This window comes from Psychroserpens sp. (genome assembly GCF_034670085.1).
Taxonomy (GTDB): Bacteria; Bacteroidota; Bacteroidia; order Flavobacteriales; family Flavobacteriaceae; genus Psychroserpens.
In genome coordinates this window covers 196,876-221,374 of record NZ_JAXMOD010000003.1, presented here as the reverse complement: position 1 = coordinate 221,374, position 24,499 = coordinate 196,876, and the positions used below count along the sequence as shown (strand labels likewise).

General features: G+C 34.6%; 19 protein-coding genes. 7 read left to right on the top strand and 12 right to left on the bottom strand.

Translation table 11 applies throughout. The features are described 5' to 3' along the window. Positions 1-5 precede the first annotated feature (5 nt). Both VOI25_RS07100 and VOI25_RS07095 read right to left on the bottom strand, forming a co-directional pair. Positions 6-1,991, bottom strand: coding sequence for a urocanate hydratase (locus VOI25_RS07100; protein WP_323788485.1), 1,986 nt, complete (start codon positions 1,989-1,991; stop codon positions 6-8). A 14-nt stretch (positions 1,992-2,005) separates the two neighbouring features. Further along, complete coding sequence (locus VOI25_RS07095; RefSeq protein ID WP_161791994.1) at positions 2,006-2,167, bottom strand: DUF5522 domain-containing protein; 162 nt, start codon at positions 2,165-2,167, stop codon at positions 2,006-2,008. Between the two features lie 49 nt (positions 2,168-2,216). Here VOI25_RS07095 and VOI25_RS07090 point away from each other — a divergent pair, with 49 nt between their 5' ends. Further along, complete coding sequence (locus tag VOI25_RS07090; RefSeq protein ID WP_323788359.1) at positions 2,217-2,546, top strand: hypothetical protein; 330 nt, start codon at positions 2,217-2,219, stop codon at positions 2,544-2,546. Here VOI25_RS07090 and VOI25_RS07085 read toward each other — a convergent pair. Then, on the bottom strand, positions 2,543-7,126 hold the full coding sequence (locus VOI25_RS07085; RefSeq protein ID WP_323788358.1) for a T9SS sorting signal type C domain-containing protein: 4,584 nt from the start codon (positions 7,124-7,126) through the stop codon (positions 2,543-2,545). The two genes, VOI25_RS07090 and VOI25_RS07085, sit on opposite strands and share 4 nt — an antisense overlap. A gap of 388 nt (positions 7,127-7,514) precedes the next feature. After that, positions 7,515-10,949 (bottom strand): T9SS sorting signal type C domain-containing protein, encoded by a 3,435-nt coding sequence (locus VOI25_RS07080; RefSeq protein ID WP_323788357.1) that lies wholly within the window; start codon positions 10,947-10,949, stop codon positions 7,515-7,517. A 169-nt stretch (positions 10,950-11,118) separates the two neighbouring features. On the opposite strand from VOI25_RS07080, the gene VOI25_RS07075 reads away from it, so the two are divergent. From VOI25_RS07075 to hemL, 3 genes are read left to right on the top strand one after another with little or no spacing between them, the layout of a single operon-like run. Further along, positions 11,119-11,997, top strand: coding sequence for a 1-aminocyclopropane-1-carboxylate deaminase/D-cysteine desulfhydrase (locus VOI25_RS07075; protein WP_323788356.1), 879 nt, complete (start codon positions 11,119-11,121; stop codon positions 11,995-11,997). Between the two features lie 6 nt (positions 11,998-12,003). Continuing rightward, on the top strand, positions 12,004-12,801 hold the full coding sequence (locus VOI25_RS07070; protein ID WP_323788355.1) for a glucosaminidase domain-containing protein: 798 nt from the start codon (positions 12,004-12,006) through the stop codon (positions 12,799-12,801). Between the two features lie 2 nt (positions 12,802-12,803). Then, entirely contained in the window at positions 12,804-14,090 is a 1,287-nt protein-coding gene (gene hemL / locus VOI25_RS07065) for a glutamate-1-semialdehyde 2,1-aminomutase (protein WP_323788354.1), read from the top strand. Positions 14,091-14,144: 54 nt separating this feature from the next. Here hemL and VOI25_RS07060 read toward each other — a convergent pair whose 3' ends face one another. The 3 genes from VOI25_RS07060 to VOI25_RS07050 form a co-directional block, all read right to left on the bottom strand. Then, a complete protein-coding gene (locus tag VOI25_RS07060) occupies positions 14,145-14,474 on the bottom strand; it encodes a hypothetical protein (protein ID WP_323788353.1) in 330 nt (109 codons plus the stop codon). Positions 14,475-14,595: 121 nt separating this feature from the next. After that, entirely contained in the window at positions 14,596-15,039 is a 444-nt protein-coding gene (locus tag VOI25_RS07055) for a hypothetical protein (protein WP_323788352.1), read from the bottom strand. An 88-nt stretch (positions 15,040-15,127) separates the two neighbouring features. Further along, positions 15,128-16,636 carry a hypothetical protein gene (locus tag VOI25_RS07050; protein ID WP_323788351.1) on the bottom strand — a complete coding sequence of 503 codons (1,509 nt, stop codon included), beginning with the start codon at positions 16,634-16,636 and terminating at the stop codon, positions 15,128-15,130. Positions 16,637-16,787: 151 nt separating this feature from the next. Here VOI25_RS07050 and yiaA point away from each other — a divergent pair, with 151 nt between their 5' ends. The 3 genes from yiaA (at position 16,788) to VOI25_RS07035 (ending at position 19,790) form a co-directional block, all read left to right on the top strand. After that, positions 16,788-17,273, top strand: coding sequence for an inner membrane protein YiaA (yiaA, locus tag VOI25_RS07045; protein ID WP_323788350.1), 486 nt, complete (start codon positions 16,788-16,790; stop codon positions 17,271-17,273). Positions 17,274-17,356: 83 nt separating this feature from the next. Further along, entirely contained in the window at positions 17,357-18,055 is a 699-nt protein-coding gene (locus VOI25_RS07040; RefSeq protein ID WP_323788349.1) for a CPBP family intramembrane glutamic endopeptidase, read from the top strand. A 94-nt stretch (positions 18,056-18,149) separates the two neighbouring features. Further along, positions 18,150-19,790 carry a dipeptidyl-peptidase 3 family protein gene (locus VOI25_RS07035; RefSeq protein WP_323788348.1) on the top strand — a complete coding sequence of 547 codons (1,641 nt, stop codon included), beginning with the start codon at positions 18,150-18,152 and terminating at the stop codon, positions 19,788-19,790. A gap of 72 nt (positions 19,791-19,862) precedes the next feature. Here the strand turns inward: VOI25_RS07035 and VOI25_RS07030 are convergent, their stop codons facing one another. From VOI25_RS07030 to VOI25_RS07010, 5 genes are all read right to left on the bottom strand, one after another. Beyond that, complete coding sequence (locus tag VOI25_RS07030; protein WP_323788347.1) at positions 19,863-20,948, bottom strand: amidohydrolase family protein; 1,086 nt, start codon at positions 20,946-20,948, stop codon at positions 19,863-19,865. A gap of 36 nt (positions 20,949-20,984) precedes the next feature. Continuing rightward, positions 20,985-21,521 (bottom strand): 3-hydroxyanthranilate 3,4-dioxygenase, encoded by a 537-nt coding sequence (locus tag VOI25_RS07025; RefSeq protein WP_323788346.1) that lies wholly within the window; start codon positions 21,519-21,521, stop codon positions 20,985-20,987. A gap of 169 nt (positions 21,522-21,690) precedes the next feature. Continuing rightward, entirely contained in the window at positions 21,691-22,473 is a 783-nt protein-coding gene (locus VOI25_RS07020; protein WP_323788345.1) for an SDR family oxidoreductase, read from the bottom strand. Between the two features lie 100 nt (positions 22,474-22,573). After that, positions 22,574-24,013: an aldehyde dehydrogenase gene (locus tag VOI25_RS07015; RefSeq protein WP_323788344.1), complete on the bottom strand. Its 1,440-nt coding sequence runs from the start codon at positions 24,011-24,013 to the stop codon at positions 22,574-22,576. Further along, positions 24,010-24,417, bottom strand: a complete 408-nt coding sequence (locus VOI25_RS07010) for a RidA family protein (protein ID WP_323788343.1) — start codon at positions 24,415-24,417, stop codon at positions 24,010-24,012. The genes VOI25_RS07015 and VOI25_RS07010 overlap by 4 nt, the downstream gene beginning before the upstream one ends. Positions 24,418-24,499: the final 82 nt, after the last annotated feature.

The following is a 24,499-nucleotide window of genomic DNA, read 5'->3' as shown; positions in this document are numbered from 1 at the left end:
TTTTTTTATAACGAGTCTAATAAGTCTTCATCAACTAAGTTCGGGAGTGTTACCTTTAAATTTGGTTCACCTTCCATAGCACGTTTAATGGCGAAAATTGCGCCTTCATTTCTTGCCCAATTTCGTCTTGCAATTCCGTTATTTACATCCCAAAATAGCATCGATTTTAAACGTTTTTCTGCATCTATACTACCATCAAGAACCATACCAAATCCACCATTTATAACTTCACCCCAACCAACACCTCCACCGTTGTGAATGCTTACCCAAGTTGCACCTCTAAAGCTATCACCAATAACATTATGAATAGCCATATCTGCAGTAAAGCGTGATCCATCATAAATATTACTTGTTTCTCTGAAGGGAGAATCCGTTCCAGAAACATCATGATGATCTCTTCCAAGAATTACAGTTCCTATACGTTCGTTTTTGATTGCATTGTTAAATGCTTCAGCAATTTTTAGTCGCCCTTCTGCATCAGCATATAAAATTCGAGCTTGCGAACCAACAACCAATTTATTGTCTTGAGCGCCTTTAATCCACTGAATATTGTCTGCCATTTGCTGCTGAATTTCTTCAGGGGAGTTTTTCTTTATGTCTTCTAATACTTCACACGCAATTTCGTCTGTTTTTACTAAATCTTCAGGTTTTCCTGAAGCACAAACCCATCTGAAAGGACCAAATCCATAGTCAAAACACATAGGTCCCATAATATCTTGAACATAACTTGGATATTTAAAATCAATTCCATTATCCGCCATGATATCTGCACCAGCTCTTGAAGCTTCTAATAGAAATGCGTTTCCGTAGTCAAAGAAATAAGTGCCTTTTGCTGTGTGTTTATTTATTGCTTTTGCATGACGACGTAGGGTTTCTTGCACCTTCTGTTTAAACAATCCAGGATTGTTTGCCATCATATCATTAGCATCTTCAAAGGAGATATCAACAGGGTAGTAGCCTCCAGCCCATGGATTATGGAGAGAAGTTTGATCGCTTCCTAAATCAACGTGAACATTATCCTTGTCAAATTTTTCCCAGACATCAACAATATTTCCTAAGTATGCTATAGAAATAGTTTCCTTTTCGGCTTTGGCTATATTAACACGAGCAACTAATGCATCTAAATCTGTAATTTTTTCATCTACCCAACCTTGATCTAATCTTACCTGTGTGATTTTAGGATTGACTTCGGCACAAACAGTTATACAGCCTGCAATATTACCTGCTTTTGGTTGTGCACCAGACATGCCTCCTAATCCAGATGTAACGAATAGGTTTCCTTTTGGTGATTTTTTTATTTTTCTAAATCCGTTGAGTACGGTTATTGTTGTTCCATGAACAATGCCTTGAGGACCAATATACATGAAGCTTCCAGCTGTCATTTGTCCGTATTGCGTAACACCTAATGCGTTGAATTTTTCCCAATCATCTGGTTTTGAATAGTTAGGTATCATCATTCCATTTGTTACAACGACTCTTGGAGCATTTTTATGACTTGGAAATAGTCCCATAGGATGACCTGAATACATCACAAGAGTTTGTTCATCATTCATTTCCGAAAGATATTTCATCGTCAGTCTGTACTGTGCCCAATTAGAAAATACACCACCATTTCCACCATAGGTGATTAATTCGTGTGGATGTTGAGCCACAGCATAATCTAGATTATTTTGAATCATAAGCATTATGGCTGCTGCTTGTTGAGATTTTGCAGGATATTCCTCAATTGGTCGTGCGTACATTTTATAATCAGGGCGCAATCGATACATGTAAATTCTGCCGTAGGTGTCTAATTCATTTTTGAATTCTGAAATTAATTCAGAATGTTGTGATTTATCAAAGTAGCGTAACGCATTTTTTAGTGCTAATTTTTTTTCTTCTGAAGACAGAATATTTTTACGTTTTGGAGCATGATTAATTGATAAATCATGAGGTTTAGATTGAGGTAAAACATTTGGAATACCTTCTTTTATTTGCTCTTTAAAAGACAGATGTGTTGATTGCATTACTTTTTTTTTAATGTGTTTTTGTCGAAACCATAAGGACAATGTCTGCATCCGCTTTCACAGCAATACCCTCTCTTTAAGAGATATTGTTCTGTAAAGCATCGATAGCCCTCAGGTGTTAAATAATAATCGCCTTCTTCTAAAGGAATGATTTTCTTCATATATTACAAAGATAGTGGAAATTGGATTGATTTTTGAAAGCAATAAACTATGATTTTAATCTCTAAATATTTGGTGCCTAAAGGTTATGTTGGAATTACGATTTTCCCATTCGTTTTTCTAAAGCATAAGCATTTAAAAACCGATATCAATTTAGTGAATCACGAAAAAATTCATTTAAGACAACAATTAGAATTGCTTATTATTCCATTTTATTTGTGGTATGGTATTGAATTCTTTATTCGCTTAATAGTTTATAAAAACTGGAATGAAGCGTATAAAAACATTTCATTTGAGAGAGAAGCTTTTTCAAATGAAAAAGACCTTAATTATTTAAAATCAAGGCCTTTTTTGAATTTTATAAAATGTATTAAAATTTAATCTTTTAATACTATTTTTTGAGCTTTAGATTGACCATTTTCTAATATAGCTTTTACAATATATGTACCCCTAGATAAGTTATGATTATTTAAAACGAATTCATTCTTATTAATAGTGTTCTTTTCAAATAATACTCTTCCTAAAAGGTCGTAAACAGTAACTGATTCAATAAGGCTTCTTTCCGAATGCACTTTAATATAACTGCTGTTCGGAGCAATAATAGTTAAGCCTGAATCTATTTCTAATTCATTTAAACCTAAAGTGTCATCTATATATCTTAGGATAAATCTGTCCTCATAATCTATAGCTTCACTTTCAGTAAATGTGTAAGGAGCAGCTCTTAAATCGTGAATTATATTAGTATAAGTGTCTTCTAGAAAAATGTTTTGATTATCATCTAAAAATAAACCGTCTACATTACCTATAGCGATAGTGTATTCTCCAGCTTGAGGAATAACAGTGCCTAATGGGACTTGGTCGTATTCGTCAAATGGTAATGCTCGCCCTTGAATAATCATGCGTTGATTATCAATTTTAGAGTAGATACTTAAACTATTAATTTCTCTAGTAAAAGCATCATAAAGTCTATCTTTTTCTTGAGTTGCACCTTCAATATATCCAACTAAAATACTAGATGTTGTTTCGTTTTGATCGATTAAATCTAACCAAATACGATGGCGTTCTATAGTTTCAGCATCTGAAGTGTTTTCATTTTCATTAGTAGTTCTATAAAATTCAGTATTGCTATGGGTTCTATCACGCATACTGTTATTAAAAGTTACGCTATTACTCTCACTATCATTTAAAGCTAAAACGAAAAAGCCTTGACCTGAAGCAATTTTTCCTAGAAAAGTAGGTCTTGGATTGCTCACTCCAGATAAATTGAAGGTGATATAATCTGTCGTAGTGTAGGTGAGCGCAAAATCCTCATAAAATGAATCACCATTGTTGCCAATTTCTGTTCCATGTGTCCAAATATGAACAGCACCTTCTATAATATTATTACTAGGATGCGTTAAAAATGAAGTTGCATCTAAGGCAGAAGGATACGGGTTTCCTAATAAATTCCAGTTATCATCAAAATGTGTAACGGTTAGCGGATCATTATAAGGTGTAAGAATATAAGGAACACTAGTATTAGGATTTGTACCGCTTGTTATTTGCCTAGTAATAACACCGTTATTAGGTACTCCTGTAAACACCGCTGTCGCTGACGAAAACACAGTTGTTGAATGATTGTCAGGTCCTCTAACAATATATCCTTTTCCATTGGTCATTGTTCCACCAACAGTAAATAATGGATTTCTCCAATCTCCATGGCAAATAGGTTGACCACCAGGTGCAAATGTACCTGTAGGTACAGTTGGTTCCCATTGATAAATACGATTTAAGGGTGTGTTGGCTCCATAAACATTGGATACATCAAAATTTTCTACAGGACTTGACCAATACACATAATCTAATCGTACAAGTGGACTAGTATTTCTATTAAGTACGATGTTTCCACTATTAGAAGCTGAAGGCGCAATAGGAGTGCTACTATCATAGACTTGAATTAAACTAGCATCATCCTGAACGAGTAAAGTACCTGTTCCTTGAATATCAATATTATCTCGAATGGTTAATGAAGACGCAAAACCATTTGAATTTGAATCGGATGTTAAAGTAAGTGTTGCTCCAGTTTCAATGGTTAAGTTTAAACCATCACCATTATCGTTATCATAAATAACTGGATCATTTCCTGTTACAGGAATAATCACACAATCTACAGCGGTTGGTACGGCATCATCAGACCAATTTAATGGATCCATCCAATTATCGTTGGCTTCAGAACCATCCCAAATCTTAGTACTTGAAACTTGAACTAAAATTTCTTCAGATCTGGTCATGGTTGACCCATCACAAAAGCTATAGACTATTTCAGCCGTGTATATTGTGTCAGAAGTTGGTGCAACTGTAACAACATCATTAGTACTTAAAGACGTAAGTCCTGTTGTTGTATTGCCGTTAGCAATAGCCGAACCTTCATACCAGGTCAAATTTGAAATTGATCCTAAACCACCACCTGTTGGTGTGAATCTCCAGGCTTCTTGGGTAACGGTCCAATTGGCGTCTAAACTATTTCTGTTTGGAGCTGCCAACCCTGTAGTAGCATTGTTTTGAATGGCTACGGTTGCATTACCATCATTCCAAGGAGAGATATTAAAGTTATCAATGTTTTTCTCTTCAATATAAACTTCTATGACATTACTATGTTCATATAATACCATCATGCCTGAGTACAAAATAGAGTTATTAGAAAACATTGGGATATCGTGCCACGACATAATAAAAGCTCTTTCTCCAGTATCAAGAGTAATTGTTTCGTAGCCAACCTCTCCACCTTGGCTAGGATTAATATCATGGTGTACGCCATATATTGAGCGACCATAAAATTGTGTTCCAAATAATCCGTCTGCATTTATAGCACTAGGTACATTCCAATCATTAATATAGCCGCAATTCGAACCTGGAGTATAACTATCAAAGGTCACAACGCCATTCGCATTGGATTGAAATTGAGTAAAGGCATTAGCTGCAACATTATCATAAAAACAAAAATCAAAAGGCAAATTGACAACTGGAGACCACGTATCATCATTAAAAGTTGAAAATTGGTTTGCTAAACAGTCAAACTGATAAGGAGGACTGTAAGATATATTGGAAACACTATAATCACTAGGATCACCCAATTGTAAATAAGTAGCTTCAAGATTAATACTTCCTACAACACCACATGATGTAATTGCTGGGTTATTCCCATTGGAGTCTAAGACACCTAGATTTGGCAATCCAAGAGGAGAAACTCCTGTTCCTGGACCCACAGTACAATTTGGTGGTGCACAATTTAAATTAATTGTGAAATCACCTGTTGTAGTGCTACCAACACCATAATGAGCTACGTAAACATAGTAATCTACTAAATTTGCTGTTGTAAAGGTGAAAGTATCTGTTCCAAATCCATCTTGGCAAGATAAATTGGTAAGAGTCCCACAACTACCTGACATTACTGCTATTTCTGTATCATAACTACCATTTGGCGTGACATTTATTGTGGCAATACTTCCATCTCCTACAAAGTGGAACCAAACACCATAATCACTCATACCACATCCAGAACCATGGGCTGCACTACCAGTTACCCCATTTGTTGTTGTAAAAATTGATTGTCCACAGTTAAGATCTGTAGCAGAAGCACAATCTGTGTTCGTTGGAGGTGGTGGTGGCTCAGTCACACAAATATCAAACGTACCATTATTGTTATTTCCAAATTCCCAAATACGAATATAAATGTTTGCACCAGGCGTTAATCCTGTCCTTGTGATAGAAGACATAGCACCATTGTTACTATCATCATCATCACATTCAAGGAAATTAAGAGCTCCACAAGCACCTTGATACATAGCCATTCCACTATCAGTCATTACACCTGTATTAGTATCAACTAGAATACTACCACTTGCAGGAACAACAAGTCTAAACCACACATCTCCACCGCTATAGCCTCCACAACCTGGAGCAGCTACACTCGCAGATGCCGTTGCGCTCTCATTGGTATAAGTCGTAAATGAACAAGTTGAATTTACCCCTAAAACTATGGCGTTACACGGCTCATCATTAACTGGAGGTCCAGGAGGTTCTGAGACACAAATGCTAAAAGTTCCAGGATTATTATTGCCATATTCCCAAACACGTATATAAATTGTTTCGCCTGGAGTTAAACCTGTTCTAGTAATAGCTGACATAAAAAGAGCATTAGCACTACCATCATCATCACACTCAATTAAAGTTAGTGTTGGTGTTGGGCATGAACCTACAACAGAATAAATAGCCATTCCACTATCTGTAATGACTCCTGTGTCTGTCTCAACAATGATAGTCCCACTTGCAGGAACTACAGTCGTAAACCAGACATCACCACCATTATAACTTGCACAACCTGGTGCAGGTATTCCTGCAGAAGCCGTAGCGTTAGCCGTTGTGGATGTTGTAAAAGTACAAGGTATGTTTGATGTTAAAGGGATTGCACCACATGGATCGTCATTTGCGATTGGTGATGTGATTTCTAAAGTAAAACTTGCAGATGGAGTTAAAACAGCCCATGAATCAACCACCAAATAATAGGTGCCAGGTGTTAAAGTTAGTGGGCCTGTTGTGCCACTTTGAGCACCTCCAGTTATAATTCCTCCAGTAACACCAATACAATTACCATTTGTAGGTGGACAACCAGAATGTATTGACAGTGATTTCCATGTATTACCAGTATTTGCGAATGTGAAGGTGTAATCACCTCCACTTGTGACGTTTATTGAATACACGCCATCTGTTCCATCTCCGTAAAATCCAGATCCTGTATTACAACTAATTCCTACACCATAGGTATCGCCTAATCCTGCAGTTGATTGTAATCCTGTTGATACTGTGCCACCAGGTACAAGCCCTATAGGTGTTGCTGCTCCGCAGTTAGCACCTGGAGCTTGAGCTAACATCAACAAGGGTGTAAATGCAACTATTAAAAGTAAAAGTAGTTTTTTAATCATGATATAAAATTTAAAACAAGATCTTTAAACCATATACTATAGATCTTCTATGAGGTTGAATGGTACAGTGCAGATTGTGGGGAATCTAGTTTAACAATTTAATCAAATTTAAATAATTTTAACAAAAATTTTAGGATTTGTTTATTTTTTTGTTCAACTGTTTAGTTTTAGGGGTAAAACCCTTAATCTACTTGATAATCATGCTATTGTAAAGCATGAAATTATGTTGTTTTTTGAATTAAGTTAATAACTTTAGCCATTTAAATAGGATAAATTTAAAGGTGAAAAGCACATTTTTTTTAAATATGTGCAAGGTGTTTAAAACAGAAAAGGTCTAGATAATTTTGTATCTAGACCTTTTTTTGAATGTATGACTAATGGTTTAAAACTATTGTTTTAGAATTACTTTTTGTGTTTTTGATAAACCATTGTTTAAAGTTACCTTAACCAAATAAGCTCCACTAGATAAATTGTGATTTGTTAAAATGAACTCTGTATTTCCGATATTAAATTTATCAATCAATGATCTTCCAAGTAGGTCAAAAACAGTTACTGCTGCAATAGGGCTAGTTTCAGAATTGATTTTTATATAGTTGCCTTTAGGAGCGACGATACTTAATTCATCTAAGTCAAACTCATTTATACTTAAAGCATCATCTGTATATCTCAGAATGAAACGGTCTCCATAATCTGCAGATTCTGTTGCTGTAAAGGTATATGGAGCTGCTCTTAAATTATGTATTACATCATTGTGAGTGTCTTCCAAATAGATGTTTTGACTGTCCTCTAAAAACAATCCATCAACAGCGCTTATTGCTATAGTATATTCTCCTGATTGAGGAATTACCGTTCCTAAAGAAACCTGGTCGTTTTCATCAAAAGGTAATGAACGGCCTTGTATTATCATACGTTGATTTCCAATTTTAGAATATAAACTTAAACTATTAGCTTCTCTAGCCAATGCATCATATAATCTGTCTTTTTCTTGAGTTGCTCCTTCAATATAGCCAACTAAAATGTTTGATGAAGCATTGTTAGGGTCAACCAAGTCTAACCAAATGCGGTGACGTTCTAAGGTATTAGAATCTATTGTGTTTTCATTGTCATTGGTTGTTCTATAGAAGTCAGTATTACTGTGAGTTCTACTACGCATACTATTATTAAAAGTAACATTACCAGACTCATTATCATTCAAGGCCATAACAAAAAAGCCTTGTCCTGAAGCAATTTTACCTGAAAAAGAGGTGTCAGGATAACTAGGTCCAGAAAAGTTGAACGAAATATAATCGCTAACGTCGTATGTAGATCCAAATTGAGTGTAGAACGACTGGCCATTATTGCCTATTTGAGTTGAATGCGTCCAAATATGTACAGAACCCTCAAGGGCTGTATTACTTGATAAAAATGCTGTTGCATCTAAAGCTGATGGGTAAGGATTCCCTAAAAGATTCCAGTTGTCATCAGAAGCCGTTACTGTTAATCCATAATTATTCGTAATCGTATTTACGTATGGACTATTAGTAGAAGGATTCGTTCCACTAAGTATTTGTTGCGTAATGGCACCATTATTTGGTACACCATTAAATGTAACATTCTCATCAATAGATGTCACATTACTGTGATCATTAGGGCCTCTTACGGCATAACCTTGTCCAGGACTCATTGTTAGAGTACTATTGTTATTCCACTCTCCAAAGCAAATAGGTGCATTGTCTGCAGGAGGTCCAAATAAACCTGTAGGTACTGTTGGTATCCATTCAAATATATAACTCAAAGGTGTATTTGCACCATAAACCGATGACACACTTGTGCCCTGTACAGGACTTGCCCAATATACATAGTCAGTTCGGCTTACGTTTGCGATTCTATTGACTGTAATATTGCCACTATTTGCAACTGAAGGCGTGTCATTTACTTGAATTAAACTAGCATCATTATCAACGATTAATGAACCAGTTGCTTCAACACTAATATAATCTTGAATAGTTAATGACGAACCAAAGTTATTCGTATTTACATCTGAAGCTAAGGTAAGCGAAGCTCCATTACGAACGGTTAAGTTTAAACCGTCTGCATCATAGTCATCAGGTACAATAGGGTCATTAAGAACAGGAATAGTAACAGTTCCATCAGGAATATACACACACTGTGAATTCGTAGGTACTGAGTTTCCATGCCAGTTAGATGCCGTATTCCAATCACTTGATGTTGAACCTTCCCAATGTTTACCTATTACGTAGTCTACTCGAGTTCTAACTGCAGGAGTAGTAGGACAAGCATACCAATATGAGTAAATACCAGCTACACTAGTATCTGTTAATCCAGAACCTGGATAGTTTACTGGATTAAATCCTGGTCCAGTTTCTATAGGAGTTCCACCAGATGCTGTTGTATACCATTCAATTGGAAATACTGTTTCCCAATTAATATTAGGGCCTGTGGTTACAGTCCATGTATAAGGGCTATTGCCACTACCTAAGTTAAATTCTGTTGTAATAAGTGTATAAGGTGTACCAGCTGTTAATGTCACTGTTAATCTTGAATTAAGACCTGCACCAGAATCATCATCTCTGATGACAAAAGTCCCAGTTGCACATGAACCAATAGTATATAACCCATCATTAACTATAATATATCCCATGCCATCAAATCCAGCGGCTGCAGTCATATCAATAACATAAAGTCCAGTCGTTGGTACTGTGAAATTTATGCCTTCATAACGTCTTGCTGCACCAACATTAGTATTGCAAGTAGTATTGTTTGCTGCCGAATTTTGTCTATCTGCTGTGGGAGCTCCATCAAGGTTCCCGAACACAGTATTCGATGAATTAATACCTGGAGGGCAAGTAAAGTCTGAGGTCAATGACTGACTTCTTTCATTAGGACAGTCGTGATACACGCCGTTGTCGCCAGGAGGTATTGGTGTTGTAATACAAATACCAAAAGTACCATTGTTGTTATTTCCATATTCCCAAAGTCTTATATAAACAATTTCTCCTGGTGTTCTTCCCGTAATTGTTATCGTGGACATAAGTCCAGTTCCGAAATCATCGTCACAGTCTAACAACACTAAAGAACCACAGGTTCCTGAATATACTGCCATTCCACTGTCTGAAATTACACCAGCTTGAGTAGTAATTGTAAATTCTCCAGTAATATTAACCTCATAAGAAAACCAAACGTCTCCACCTTGATAATTAGCACAACCTGGAGCAGGAGCACCAACAGATCCAGTAGCACCAGCATTGGTATATGTTTTAAATGTACAGTCAACGTCTGAAAATAATTCAACAGCTCCAGAACAGTCATCATTTGAAATTGGTGATGTTATAAGTAATTCAAATGTAGGAATTGGTGTTGCTCCTGGTGTCGGAGGATAAGTAGCTGCTGCACTCCAACAATCAATAACTATATAATGCATACCTGCTGCTAAAGTTAGAGTTCTTGAATTATCTCGAAATGATCCAGTTCCAACACCTCCTATGCAATCCGCACCATTAGTTGGTGGGCAAGTATTATGAACGGATAATGATTTCCATGTCGTACCATTATTTGCAAATGCGAAAGTGTAATCTCCTGGAATAGTAACATTTATGGAGTAAATACCATCATCGCCACCAGTGTACCAAGAACTTCCAGGGTCACAACCTGTTCCTGCATAAGTACCGCCAGGATTAGCAACAGTGTGCAATCCAGTAGATACTGTCGTACCAGGTGCTAGTGTAATTGGAGCTGCAGATGCGCAATCTGTTCCAGGGGCTTGAGCTAAAGTTAATTGAGTTGTAATTACTAATAATAAGAAAGCTAGTATTTTTCTAATCATAATCTTTTAATTTAAGGCATATCACATTGACTATTTTACTGTCAATTATGTAGGATTTATAAGATTCAGATAATACTGTGGCTAAGTAATCTCCAAATTTAATCAAAAATAAATAATTTTTATAGATATTTATTGATTAATTTATTTTTTTGATAAAGTGTTTCATTTTATGGATAAAAACCTTATTTCAATTGATAATCATGTTTTTATAAAGCCTGAGTATCTAAATCACCCTCATGTTTCGGGTAATAAATTGAGAAAACTTAAATACAATTTGCTGGAAGCAAAAAAGCTGAATAAAAAGACATTATTGACATTTGGAGGAGCATTCTCAAATCATATTGCCGCAGTAGCTCACGCAGGTCAAGAAAATAACTTTCAAACTATTGGAGTTATTAGAGGAGAAGAATTAAAGGATTTAAGGACATTAAATTCCACTTTGTCAGTTTCAAAGGCTTGTGGTATGCAATTTAAATTTGTTTCAAGAGAACACTATAGACACAAAACATCTAAAAGTTTTATTGAGCAATTGGAAAAGGAGTTTGGTGATTTTTATCTTATTCCAGAAGGAGGAACTAATGAATTAGCAGTAAAAGGTTGCGAAGAGATATTGGAAGAGGTTAATGAAAAATTTGATTATATATGTTGTCCAGTTGGGACAGGAGGTACAATTTCTGGATTAATAAATGCGAGTAATTCTAATCAAAAAATTATTGGTTTTCCAGCGTTAAAAGGTGATTTTTTACAGGAAGAAATCACTAAATTTGTAAATAAAAATAATTGGGAGCTTGTTTCCGATTACCACTTTGGAGGTTATGCAAAGATTAATGAAGATTTAATTCAATTTATTAATCGGTTCAAGAAAAAGTATAATGTACCACTGGATCCTGTTTACACGGGTAAAATGATGTATGGAATTTATGATTTAATCTCTAAAGACTATTTTGAAAAAGACGCAAAAATATTAGCAATTCATACAGGTGGTTTGCAAGGAATAGTAGGAATGAACGCAAAATTAAAACAACAAAACAAGCCCTTAATCGTTTAAGAATTTATGAAGAGAATTAGTATTATGTTTTTGATTTCACTTTTAGCTGTAAGTTGCAGTTCCAAGCGAAAAATTGTTACAAAAAAGAAGGGGAGTAAACAAAAAACAGAACAAGTTTCAAAACCGACAGAAACCGACAGAACAACAACTTCTGAAACCCCTTCAAAACCAACATCCCATCTAAACGCAACCGAAGCTTATATTGCTAATTTTAGCGCTATTGCAACGGAAGAAATGCGAAAGTACAAAATACCTGCAAGTATTACATTAGCACAAGGGATTCTGGAATCAGGTTCTGGGAAAGGTCGTTTGGCCGTAAAGGCGAATAACCATTTTGGAATTAAATGTCATGGTTGGACAGGTCAAAAAATTTATCATGATGATGATGCCTCTCAAGAGTGTTTCAGAAAATATAAACATGCAGAGTCTTCATTTGAAGATCATTCAACATTTTTAACCTCTCGCGGTCGATATTCGAAATTATTTCAATTAAAAGAAGATGATTATAAAGGTTGGGCGAAAGGATTAAGAGCTGCAGGTTATGCAACAGATAGAAAATATCCGGAAAAATTAATTAGTTTAATTGAACGCTATCAACTTTATAAGTTTGATGATATGGTTTTAGGAAAAGAAAAAAGTATCTCAAATAATCAAAATAATGTTAGCATCACACATGCTGTAGTTAAAGGTGATACACTTTATTCGTTATCTAAAACGTATAATACTACTGTTGATAAGCTTAAATCACTTAATAATCTTGCTAATAATGAATTGTCAATTGGTCAGATTTTGATAGTAAAATAAATATGATGTACAAAAGAAGTAGTGCGCTTTTTAAAGACGCAGAGAAGGTTATTCCAGGAGGTGTTAATTCTCCAGTTAGAGCATTTAAAGCCGTTGGAGGAACTCCAATTTTTGCAAAATCTGCCAAAGGCGCTTATGTTTATGATGAAGATGATAATCGTTATATCGATTATATAAATTCTTGGGGACCAATGCTTTTAGGTCACGCTTTTGAACCCGTTGTCAATGCTGTGATTGAAAAAACCAAGTTGGGTACATCCTTTGGAATGCCTACCGAAATTGAAACTAAAATTGCTGAATTGGCAGTGTCAATGGTGCCTAATATTGATAAGATCAGATTTGTGAATTCTGGGACAGAAGCTTGTATGAGTGCCGTTCGTTTAGCAAGAGGATTTACGAAAAGAGATAAGATTATAAAATTTGCTGGTTGTTATCATGGTCATAGTGATGCGTTTTTAATTCAAGCTGGTAGTGGAGCTGTTACTTTTGGAAGCCCAAATAGTCCAGGTGTGACACAAGGTACTGCCAAAGACACTTTGTTGGCGAGATTTAACGATATTGATAATGTGAAGGCACTGATTAAAGCCAATCCAAATGAAATTGCCTGTATTATCCTTGAACCAGTTGCTGGAAATATGGGATGTATTCCGCCAAAAGATGGTTTTCTACAAGCGCTAAGACGTGAGTGTGATGCCAATGGAATCTTATTGATTTTTGATGAAGTTATGACAGGCTTCAGACTGGCTAAAGGTGGTTGCCAAGAGTTGTATGGTGTTGATGCTGATATTGTATGCTTCGGAAAAGTAATTGGTGGTGGACTTCCTGTTGGTGCTTTTGCTGGTCGTACCGAAATAATGAATCATTTAGCACCTTTAGGTAGTGTATATCAAGCTGGTACTTTAAGTGGAAATCCACTAGCAATGGCTGCTGGACTTGCTATGCTATCGTCTATAAATAATGACGCAGAATTGTTTCAGCGACTAGAAGATAAAACAAAGTATTTGCATAAAGGCTGTTCTCAAGCTTTAATTGATGCAGGAATTACACACACTATTAATAGGGTTGGGTCTATGATTTCCATTCATTTTTCAAAAGATGATGTTGTAGATTTTGAAAGTTCTGTAAAAGGTAATAATGAAACTTTTAAAACCTTTTTTCATGGGATGCTAAACGAAGGGATTTATATCGCTCCGAGTGCTTTTGAAACTTGGTTTATTACTGATGCCCTTAGTTATGAAGATTTAGACGCAACTATTGCCGCTGTTGCGAAAGTTGCAAAAAGCTTATAATAAAAAAGCCTACTTAAATTTAAGTAGGCTTTTTTATTAGGTATTCCTTAAAGACTAATTAGACCTGTAAAGGGCAATATATTTGTCAAATTGCTCCTGGTTTAAAATCTCACTTAATCTTTTATCTAAAATGGTATTAATTTTTTCAAGTTGTACTTGATTTCCTTGTAAATCACTACTAATCGTTTGATAGGTAGTCTCAAATGCCTTGTAAGCTTGGTAAACTTCCTCTAATTGATTACTATTGATTTTAATATTCTTTTGAATGTCTTTTGCTTTTTCTGAAGCTGCTCCATTAATTTCTATTTTGTTTTGAGCGTCCAATCCTTGCGTGCTAAACATAAGTGCAAACGCAAAAAAGCAAAGTGTTATTAGTTTTTTCATCATTATGATATTTTGAAAGAAATTTAGGCTACTAAATTAATGATTTTTAATTTAAAATGGCAAATAAAAAAAGCACTGATTTTAAAAATCAATGCTCATAAATCGAATAATACAATTAGGCTTATTGCTTTTTATCAGATTTCTTACCACGAAGAGCTTTTCGTTTTTTTTGATTTTTCTTAGATAGCGATGCTTCCCATTTTTTGTATTGTTCAGCATTTAAGACAGCTTTCATCTGTTTTTTCATTTCAATTTGTCGATCTAAACGTTCGTTAGCCATAGCGTATCGATCTTCTTTAGATAGTTTTTTAGACGTTTCATCTTTCTTTTTTTTCTTGTGAACAGCTCTTTGGTTTTCTTTATATTTTGCTTCTTCAAGAACAATGGTCTTTACTTTCTCTTGTTGAGATTCAGTCAAGTCTAAGTGTAACGTCAATTTTTTGGTTTTTAAAGTAGCCACTTCTTCGGCAGATAAATCATTAAGATGTCCTTTTTTGATTTTTTTGTCTTGTGCAGTTGCGTTTAAGGTTAATAAAGCAATTGCAATCAGCATTAATTTCTTCATAATTTTTAATTATTTGTTTTTTTAATTGATGTAGTTAAGACTACAAAAGATTTTAAAGGTTTAATATACTTTTTATTTTAACTTGAATTTAGCTTTTTTTGACAATTTCTACAAGTTGCAAGGTGGTCTCATAAAGTGGTTTGTTCTCCATTTTACTTTTTAACCAAGCGAAAAAACTCATTACAAAAATGTCTTCTTGTTCAGCTTCTATCCAATTAAATGAGGCTTCAACTTTGTCCTTGAATTTTGAAGTAGTCACAGATTCTGGGTGTTTATAATAATGGTTTACTAACTTCAAATAGGTTAAAACACGCTCTTGCTGAATTTGTTTTAAATATGAATTGTAGTTACGCTTAAAGCTAAGTAATCTTGATTCTACTAAATCTATATGTCCTAATTCGATATGTAGAATAATTTCAACTAGACTTTTTTTAATAATCCATTCTTTTCCTGCCTTTTCAATATAATATTTATCTGTATGGTAAAATTTTGAAAAAAGATGTTGCGCGTTCTTAAATTTTGAACCCTGGATGTAAAACATAACTAGACTTAATTGAATATCTAAAAAGGATTCAAGGTCATTGTGTTTTGATTGCTTAAATTCTTCAAGGTTTTCAATGGCTTTGTTTTGAAAACCAGAATAATTTAAATTTAAGGCTAACAGCAAATTATATTTTAATTCAAAAGTTTTAAAATGCTTTCTTCGTTGTTTTTCCATTAAAACTTTCATAGTCTCTAAATGCAATAAAGACATTTTAAATTTTTTATTTCTGAATAACGTATTCGCAATCATATACACAATTTGAATGTGATAATACAATTGCTTGTCTTTTAATTTGTGTGTTCTAATTTTTGAATATGTTTCCAATAGGAAGGATTCTATTTTTAGATAATCATTGGTTACAAAAGCCGAAATACTTACGATAGTCATGAGCTGATAGAGCGATTTAAATGACATCGAATTGTTGAGGCTAATGTTATGTTCAGCTAGTGTAGTGTTTAAAATAGTTTGAAAATCTATAACTTCACCTTTAAAGGTCATATCATTTAAGGTTTGCCGTATTTTAGCATAAACCATATTGAGTTCTTCCTCTAGGTAGTGATTTTTCTGATTGATTTTAAATTTAGAAATCAATTCATCTATGTCAACTTTTGGGTTTAAATAGGCGTACTGAATTTTAGTATGATAGATTTCATTTAATATTGGAAACAAGGAATGTTCATGAGCTAAAACTTCAGCTTTATCTAAAATGGCATAAGCAATTTTAAATTGTTTCTTAATTAAAAATGTTCTTGACGCCAAAATGTATTTTATGATTTGCATGTCAATAGAATTCTCTTCTTCAAGATTTGTATTGGCAATAAAATCAACTAGTGATTGATAAAGTCGTTTTCTAAGGGCATGATAAGCTACTTTATTATCTGTTTTATAAATAGCGAAGCACAATGCTTTTGAGCTAAGGTCTTCTTTGGTTAATAGTTTAAATAGTTCGATGTTCTTTGTGTCGTTTCGTTTGTTCTTGTTTTCTAAGTATTTGATAAATCGTTGTTGTTCTTCGGAAGAAAACGTGGAAACTATAGTATTTAAATCAGTCATTTAGTCGTCAGTATATATATTATGAATGCACTAAATATAACGTTATTGAATACTATAATACATATATAATCGTCAGTATTTCATTAAATCTGTGTTTTCGTGTTGTGCTTATCGTTGCACATTTGTATCATAATCATTAAAACAAAACATTATGAATTATCAAACAACAGTATCGTTAAAAGAAGACGACAAAGTTAAATCGAAAAAGAAAGAGAAAAAGATCTATAACCAAAAACCTACGCCTGCATTTATTGGAGCTTCTTGGACGGCTTTATGTATTGGAATGGTTTCATATTGTATAGGTTTATGGAATGCAAATATGGAACTTAATGAAAAAGGATACTATTTCACCATTTTACTTTTCGGATTATTCTCAGTGATTTCAGTTCAAAAAGCAGTAAGAGATAAACTTGAAGATATTCAGGTTACCGAAATGTATTATGGGATTAGTTGGTTTACCTCTATTGCTGCCATTGTACTATTAATTATTGGCCTTTGGAATGCAGATTTAGAGCTGAGTGAGAAGGGATTCTATGGCATGTCATTTACCTTAAGTCTATTTTCTGCAATTGCAGTACAAAAGAACACTAGAGATGTAGCTTATATTGATAAAGACCTTAAAACAAATGAAGACTAAAGGTTAGTTTTGATGATGGTTAGTAGTAAATATGCTGACAATAAACCTCGTAGTTTTTTCTGCGAGGTTTTAAAACAATAAAGATGAAATCAAAACTCACAAAATATTTAGTTGAATTCTCAAACTTTAGTTTGACACGACCAATTTCTGATAAAGTAAGACTATTAGAAATCATTGCTGTTGCCTTAACTGGTGTTGGTAAATTTGTATTTATGGATTATTTAAATTGGCGATTACCATTCGTGGTTTTTGCTATTTTGGCTTGGTCAATTTACATTAGGTATCGCTATAAAAAAGATACGTTAGTTTTAAGAGATTGGGGATTTCGGATTGATAATTTTAAAACAGTTTTAAGACTAATGATGCCTTTTGCTTTACTTTCAATTCTATCATTTCTGGTCATTGGTTATCTTCAAGGAACACTTAATTTATCATGGCATATTATTCCATTATTAATCACGTATCCTATTTGGGGAACGGTTCAACAATTTCTAACAATTGGACTTGTTGCTGGTAACTTGAATACTCTCAAATTTGTTAGATTGAATAAATTTCCGGTTATCGTATTGACAGCAATACTTTTTTCTATAGTGCATTACCCTTCAAATTGGTTAATGATAGGTACATTCTTTTTAGCTTTATATTATGGTTATGTGTATTTAAAATCAAAAAATTTATACGTTTTAGGATTGCTACATGGTTGGTTAGGCGCATTATTTTATTACACTGTAGTAAATCAAGATCCATTTGCAGATGTGTTTTTGAAAATTATAAATGGATAATACCAAATGTCTATAATAAAAAATAGACGTTACTGCCTGTTGAAACTTATTAATTTAATTAACTTTGGAAAACTAAATAAACCTATTAAAATTTATGAAAAAAATAATAGCCATGCTGTCACTATTAGTGATAGTTACTTCATGTAAAGGAGATAAAAAAGAGGAGGTCGTAATGCCAGAAAAAGAAATGACACCTTTAGAAAAGAAACTAAGTAAATATGTGAGTTTTAAGCTTACAGCAGATATTAGTGGATTGTCTGAAAACGAACGTAAAATGATTCCGTTGCTTATTAAGGCAGCAGATAAAATGAACGATTTATTTTGGTTTGAAGCTTATGGAGATAAAAAAGAGCTGTTAAATTCCATTTCAGATGAAGACACAAAGAAGTTTGTAGAAATTAATTATGGTCCATGGGATCGACTTGATGGAAATAGCCCTTTTGTTGATGGATTTAAAGAAAAGCCTTTAGGAGCAAACTTTTATCCAAAAGACATGACTAAAGAAGAGTTTGTATCTGCAGATATAGAAAACAAATCAAGTATTTATAATTTTGTTAGACGTGATGAGAACGGAGCTTTATATTCTATACCTTATCATGTTCAATTTGCAGAAGAGTTAAAAGAGGTGTCAGATTTACTTGTACAAGCTTCTGAATTGGCTGAAGATGAAGGTTTGCAGGCGTATTTGAAATTGAGATCCAAAGCATTGTTAGATGATAATTACCAAGCTAGTGATTTGGCTTGGATGGATATGAAAACCAATACACTTGATATTGTTATAGGTCCAATTGAAACCTACGAAGACCAGATGTTTGGAAACAAAGCAGCTCATGAAGCCTACGTGTTGATTAAAGATCAAGAATGGAGTAAGCGTTTAGCAAAGTTTAGTGCTTATTTACCTGAGCTTCAAGAAGGCTTGCCTGTAGATGACGCGTATAAAGCTGAAAAACCTGGAACAGATAGTGATTTAAACGCTTATGATGTGGTGTATTATGCTGGTGATTGTAATTCGGGTAGTAAAACCATAGCAATTAACCTTCCAAATGATGAAGAAGTGCAACTGCAAAAAGGGACACGTCGTTTACAATTAAAAAATGCTATGCGAGCAAAGTTTGATAAAATTTTATTGCCAATTTCGGATGTGTTAATTGAAGAAAGTCAGCGTAAACACATCACATTTGATGCGTTTTTTGCAAATACTATGTTTCATGAAGTAGCTCATGGTTTAGGTATAAAGAATACCATTAATGGAAAGGGTACTGTGAGAACATCTTTAAAAGAACATGCTAGTGCTTTAGAAGAAGGTAAAGCAGACATCTTAGGCTTATATATGATACAGCAATTACAAGAACGAGGTGAATTGAAAGAAGATATAAAAGATAATATGGTTACGTTTATGGCTGGTATTTTTCGCTCAGTTCGCTTTGGAGCATCTTCTGCTCATGGTAAAGCCAATATGATTCGTTTTAACTTTTTTAAAGAAAAGGGAGCGTTTTCACGAAATGAAGACGGTACATATAAAGTAAACTTTGATAAAATGTTACGGGCTATGAAAGATTTGTCAAATCTAATTTTAACAATTCAAGGTGATGGTGATTATGATGCTGTTTCAAAATTAGTTGCTCAAAGTGGAATTATTTCACCAGAACTTCAAGCTGATTTAGATCGTTTAAGTGAGGCTAACATTCCAGTTGATGTTATTTTTGAACAAGGGACAGACGCTTTAGGCTTATAGTTTAAACCAATAGAAAATAAAAAACCTTTCAATTCTAATAGAGTTGAAAGGTTTTTTTTTGTTATTTCTAAATTACGATAAAATCCTATTCACAAGTTTTTGCTTAGCATCTTCGTTATCACCGCATAACCACTGTATGACATTATCTTCCCAAATGGCATCACGTTCAGTTTCTCCTATAATCTTTCGGTCTACAGCGAGATCTAATATTTTACCAGGATACGAACTTTGTTGCACGCTTTCCATTTCGCCTAAAGGATAGGGATCATCTAATCCCATTAATACTTGTTTAGAACCTTGATTTCTTATAAGTAACTCAAGTCCACCAGTATCATGAACTAAAGTGTCAAAGAAAATATTTTTATGACCAACAGCTTTTCTAGGGTGGGTTTTATCTTTAAATAAATCTGGTCTACCATCAAAGCCTTGGATACGTCTACCCAAATTAATTTGAGCTAATTGCCCACCATGAGCAAAGCAAATACGCATATTTTTATACTTTTCATAATAGCCATTTAAGGTTAAAAAATGATAAGCATCTGCACATTGTGCAAGCATCCAAATTAAGTGAAAACGCCAAGATGTGTTTTCAAGTTTTATAAATTTCTCACCATCATAAGGGTGAATTTCTACTGCTAAATTATATTTATCTGCGAGCTCAAAAATCGGCTCATTCTCTTCATCAAAAATGCAACGCCAAGTTCCAATGGTATCCATATAATGTGTTGGTAAACATAATAACTGCATGCCTAACTCTTCAACACAACGTTCAATTTCCCAGCAGGCACCTCTTACAAAACCTGGATGTACAACAAAACCTGTTGTAAATTTGCTTGGATTTTCTTTCTGTACTCTGGCATTAAAATCATTTTGAAAACGTAATGCTTGTTTCATTTCTTCAAGCCTTAAGCCATTTCCGTAAAGTTGAGATAAGTTTAAAACTACGGCATGGTCAATCTTAAAATGCTCCATCCAAGCAAGCTTCTCATCTAGAAAGAAACTAGAATCTGTAATCGGGCGATTCCAGTCTTTTTGAAGCATGAATTTACGATCTTTATCTACCCAAAAAATCCCTTTATCTTTCATGAATTCAGGAATTTCTTCCGGATAGGGAAGCAGGTGGGAATGACCGTTTATTCTTAATTTTCGTTTTTCCATAATAGTATCCTAAAATGATTTCAGGAGTTAATTAATTTACTCTTCTAATTGAACTTTTTTAGGTGGCTGCATGATTTCTCCACAATTCGGACAACTACGTTTGTCCTTGTCTCCATAATATTTGTCAAAAATAGCTGGCATATCAGTTTCAATATTGTCTAAGGTAAAGTCCTCTTCATACAATTTAGTTGTACAGTTTTCACAAAACCATAATAAGGCATCTTGCACACCTTCTTCACGAGGATACTCAATAACTAAACCTACCGTATTTGCACCTCTTTGCGGAGAATGTGGTACTTTAGGTGGTAGTAAAAATATGTCTCCTTCCTTAATATGAATATCTTTAGGCGTGCCTTTGTCAATGACTTTTAAAACTATGTCACCTTCAACTTGATAGAAAAATTCAGGTGTTTCATTATAGTGATAATCTTTCCTACTATTAGGTCCACCAACGACCATGACAATAAAATCACCATCTTTCCAAACGACTTTATTACCAACTGGTGGCTTTAAAAGATGTCGATTTTCTTCAATCCAAGCTTTAAAATTTATGGGTGGAAATAATTTACTCATAGTGTTTTATTTTGGGCGTTACCCATAAAGGGTCAGGCTTTCAAGGCTCGCTATCAGAGATGAGCTCAAATAAACCTTTCAATCCTTAACGCAAATTCATCAATCCAATAAAATTAGTAATAATAAATGGATTTAATATTAAAAAAGAAGGTGCTCTTTGTTCTTTCGTTTACAATGACTTTGTTCGTCCGCCATCAACAGGAAGATTTATTCCATTAATGTAAGCAGCGCGTTCACTAGCTAAAAACGTAATAGCATCTGCCAATTCTTGAGGTTTTGCAAAGCGTTTAGCTGGCACAGCACTTTTCATAGCATTAGCAGCTTCATCTTCAGTTGTGCCTGTTTTGGCCGATTTGTTTTTAATGATTTCAGTTAAACGTTCGGTGCCTGTTGCTCCTGGAAGCACGTTGTTGACCGTGATTCCAAATTGTCCTAATTCATTGGCTAAAGTTTTACTCCAATTAGCCACAGCACCTCGTATGGTATTGCTAACACCTAAGCCATCAAGTGGTTGTTTCACAGATGTAGAAATCACATTTATAATTCGACCATAAGCTTCACTTTTCATAAATGGAACAACCGCTTGTGCTAGCACATGGTTACATTTCAAATGTTGGGTAAATGCACTTTCAAATTCTGAAACATCTGCTGAAAAAACAGGTCCGCCTTTTGGTCCTCCTGTATTATTTACTAAAATATGGAACCCATGATTATTAGATATATAATCACTTACCTTTTCTTTTAATGCTTTCGGATTTGAAAAATCTGCAACGATATAATCATGAGATCTATGTTGAGGTAATTCGGCTAAAGTGACTTTAAGCTTGTCTTCATTTCTAGCAATAAGTGTAACTATGACCCCTTCTTCGGCTAGCGCTAAAGCTGTTGCTTTGCCTATTCCTGCTGTGCTTCCACAGACTAATGCGTATTTGTTGTTTAGTTGTAAATCCATATTTTAAATTCTATTGAAACCTCTCGACTGAGCTCGAAGTGACATTTAGTTTTAAATTTTTATTTATTGTCTGGTCGACCGAAGTCGAGACCTTACTCCTTTAATATTTAATGCAAACATTCTTAGCTTCGGTGAAAAAACGTAAGGCTTCAAAACCACCTTCACGACCAACTCCAGAAGCTTTAACGCCTCCAAAGGGTGTTCTCAAATCGCGCATCATCCAAGTGTTAACCCAAACTATTCCTGCTTGCAATTGGTTGCTCATTCGCATTGTGCGTTTTAAATCATTTGTCCATAAGGTTGCGGATAACCCGTATTTTACTTTGTTTGCCATTTTTAAAACATCATCCTCAGTATGAAATGGCATTATGGTGACTACTGGCCCGAAAATCTCTTCTTGATTGACGCGACATTCATCACTTTGAACTTCAATAACGGTAGGTTCTAAATAATAACCATTTTCATAACCTTTGACAGTGACTTCATTTCCACCACATAATACAGTTCCGTTTTCATCTTTAGCAATTTGAATGTAGTCTTTTACTTTATCAAGATGAGGTTTGGAAACCAAAGCTCCAATATTTGTGTCAGCTTCAGAAGGATGACCAACTTTAAGTTGTTTTACTTTCGTTACAAAATCGGTTTTGAATGTCTCATAAATTGATGCTTCCACAAATATCCGACTCCCACATAAACAAATCTGTCCTTGATTTGCAAATGATGAACGAACGGTCGTATTAAGCATATCGTCATAATCGCAATCTGCAAAAATGATATTCGGATTTTTCCCACCTAACTCTAACGATAATTTTTTAAACATTGGAGCAGCGACTTTGGCGATATGAGCTCCAGTTGCTGTTCCTCCTGTGAATGAAATGGCTTTTATATCTGGATGTTCAATAATGGCTTGACCAGTTGAACCTCCAAGTCCGTGAACAATATTTAAAACACCTTTTGGGAGACCAGCTTCGTTGCAAATTTCCCCAAGAAGGTATGCTGTCATTGGTGTTACTTCACTAGGTTTGGCAACCACACAGTTTCCGGCTGCAAGTGCTGGAGCTATTTTCCAAGAGAATAAATAGAGTGGCAGGTTCCAAGGTGAAATACAGCCAACAACTCCAATGGGTTGACGCAAGGTATAATTTATGGCTTGTTGGCCAATACTTTCATGGCTCTCACTAGCGAATTGCGTAATGGCATTTCCGAAGAAACGAAAATTACTCGCAGCTCTTGGAATGTCAACAGCTTTAGCAAGTGATACAGGTTTTCCATTGTCTTTAGATTCGGCTTCTGCAAAACGTTGCAAATTGGATTCTAATAATTCTGATATTTTTATAAGGATGCGACTGCGTTCTTCCAGAGTGGTTTGCGACCACACTGGAAACGCTGATTTTGCAGCAATATATGCGTTTTCAACGTCTTCTTTTGATGAGTTAGGTATTTGGCCGTAAATCTCGTCATTAGACGGATTGTAGTTGTCTATCCAATTGTCTAGAATGGGATTATGAAAGTTTCCGTTGATATAGTTTTTAATGTTCATTCTTGTTTTTTAAAAGCCATCACTTTAATTTCGACAACGAGATCTGGATGAGGTAATTGATGTACTGCGACTGTCGTTCGGGTTGGTCCAGTTGCTTTGTCGAAGAATTCTCCGTAGGCTTTGTTATAGCCTGCAAAATCATTCATATTCACTAAAAAGGAAGTCACATCAACAACATCCTTTAAACTGGCACCTACTTTTTTTAAATTGGCATCTATATTTTGTAATACTTCACGAGTTTGGGTTTCGGCATTCAAGCGCTTAGTTCCCATGTCGTCAATGATATCTACACCAGCAATTGTATTGTCTGGTCGTCGAGAACTTGTACCCGAAACGAAAATGAAATCGCCAACTTGTTTTACATGTGGATAGGCTCCTCTTGGTGTTACTATTTTTTCGCTCATAATTTTATTAGTTTGTCTGGTCGAGCGCAGTCGAGACCTTTTTTAAGACCTCTCGACTGCGCTCGAGGTGACATTCATTTTT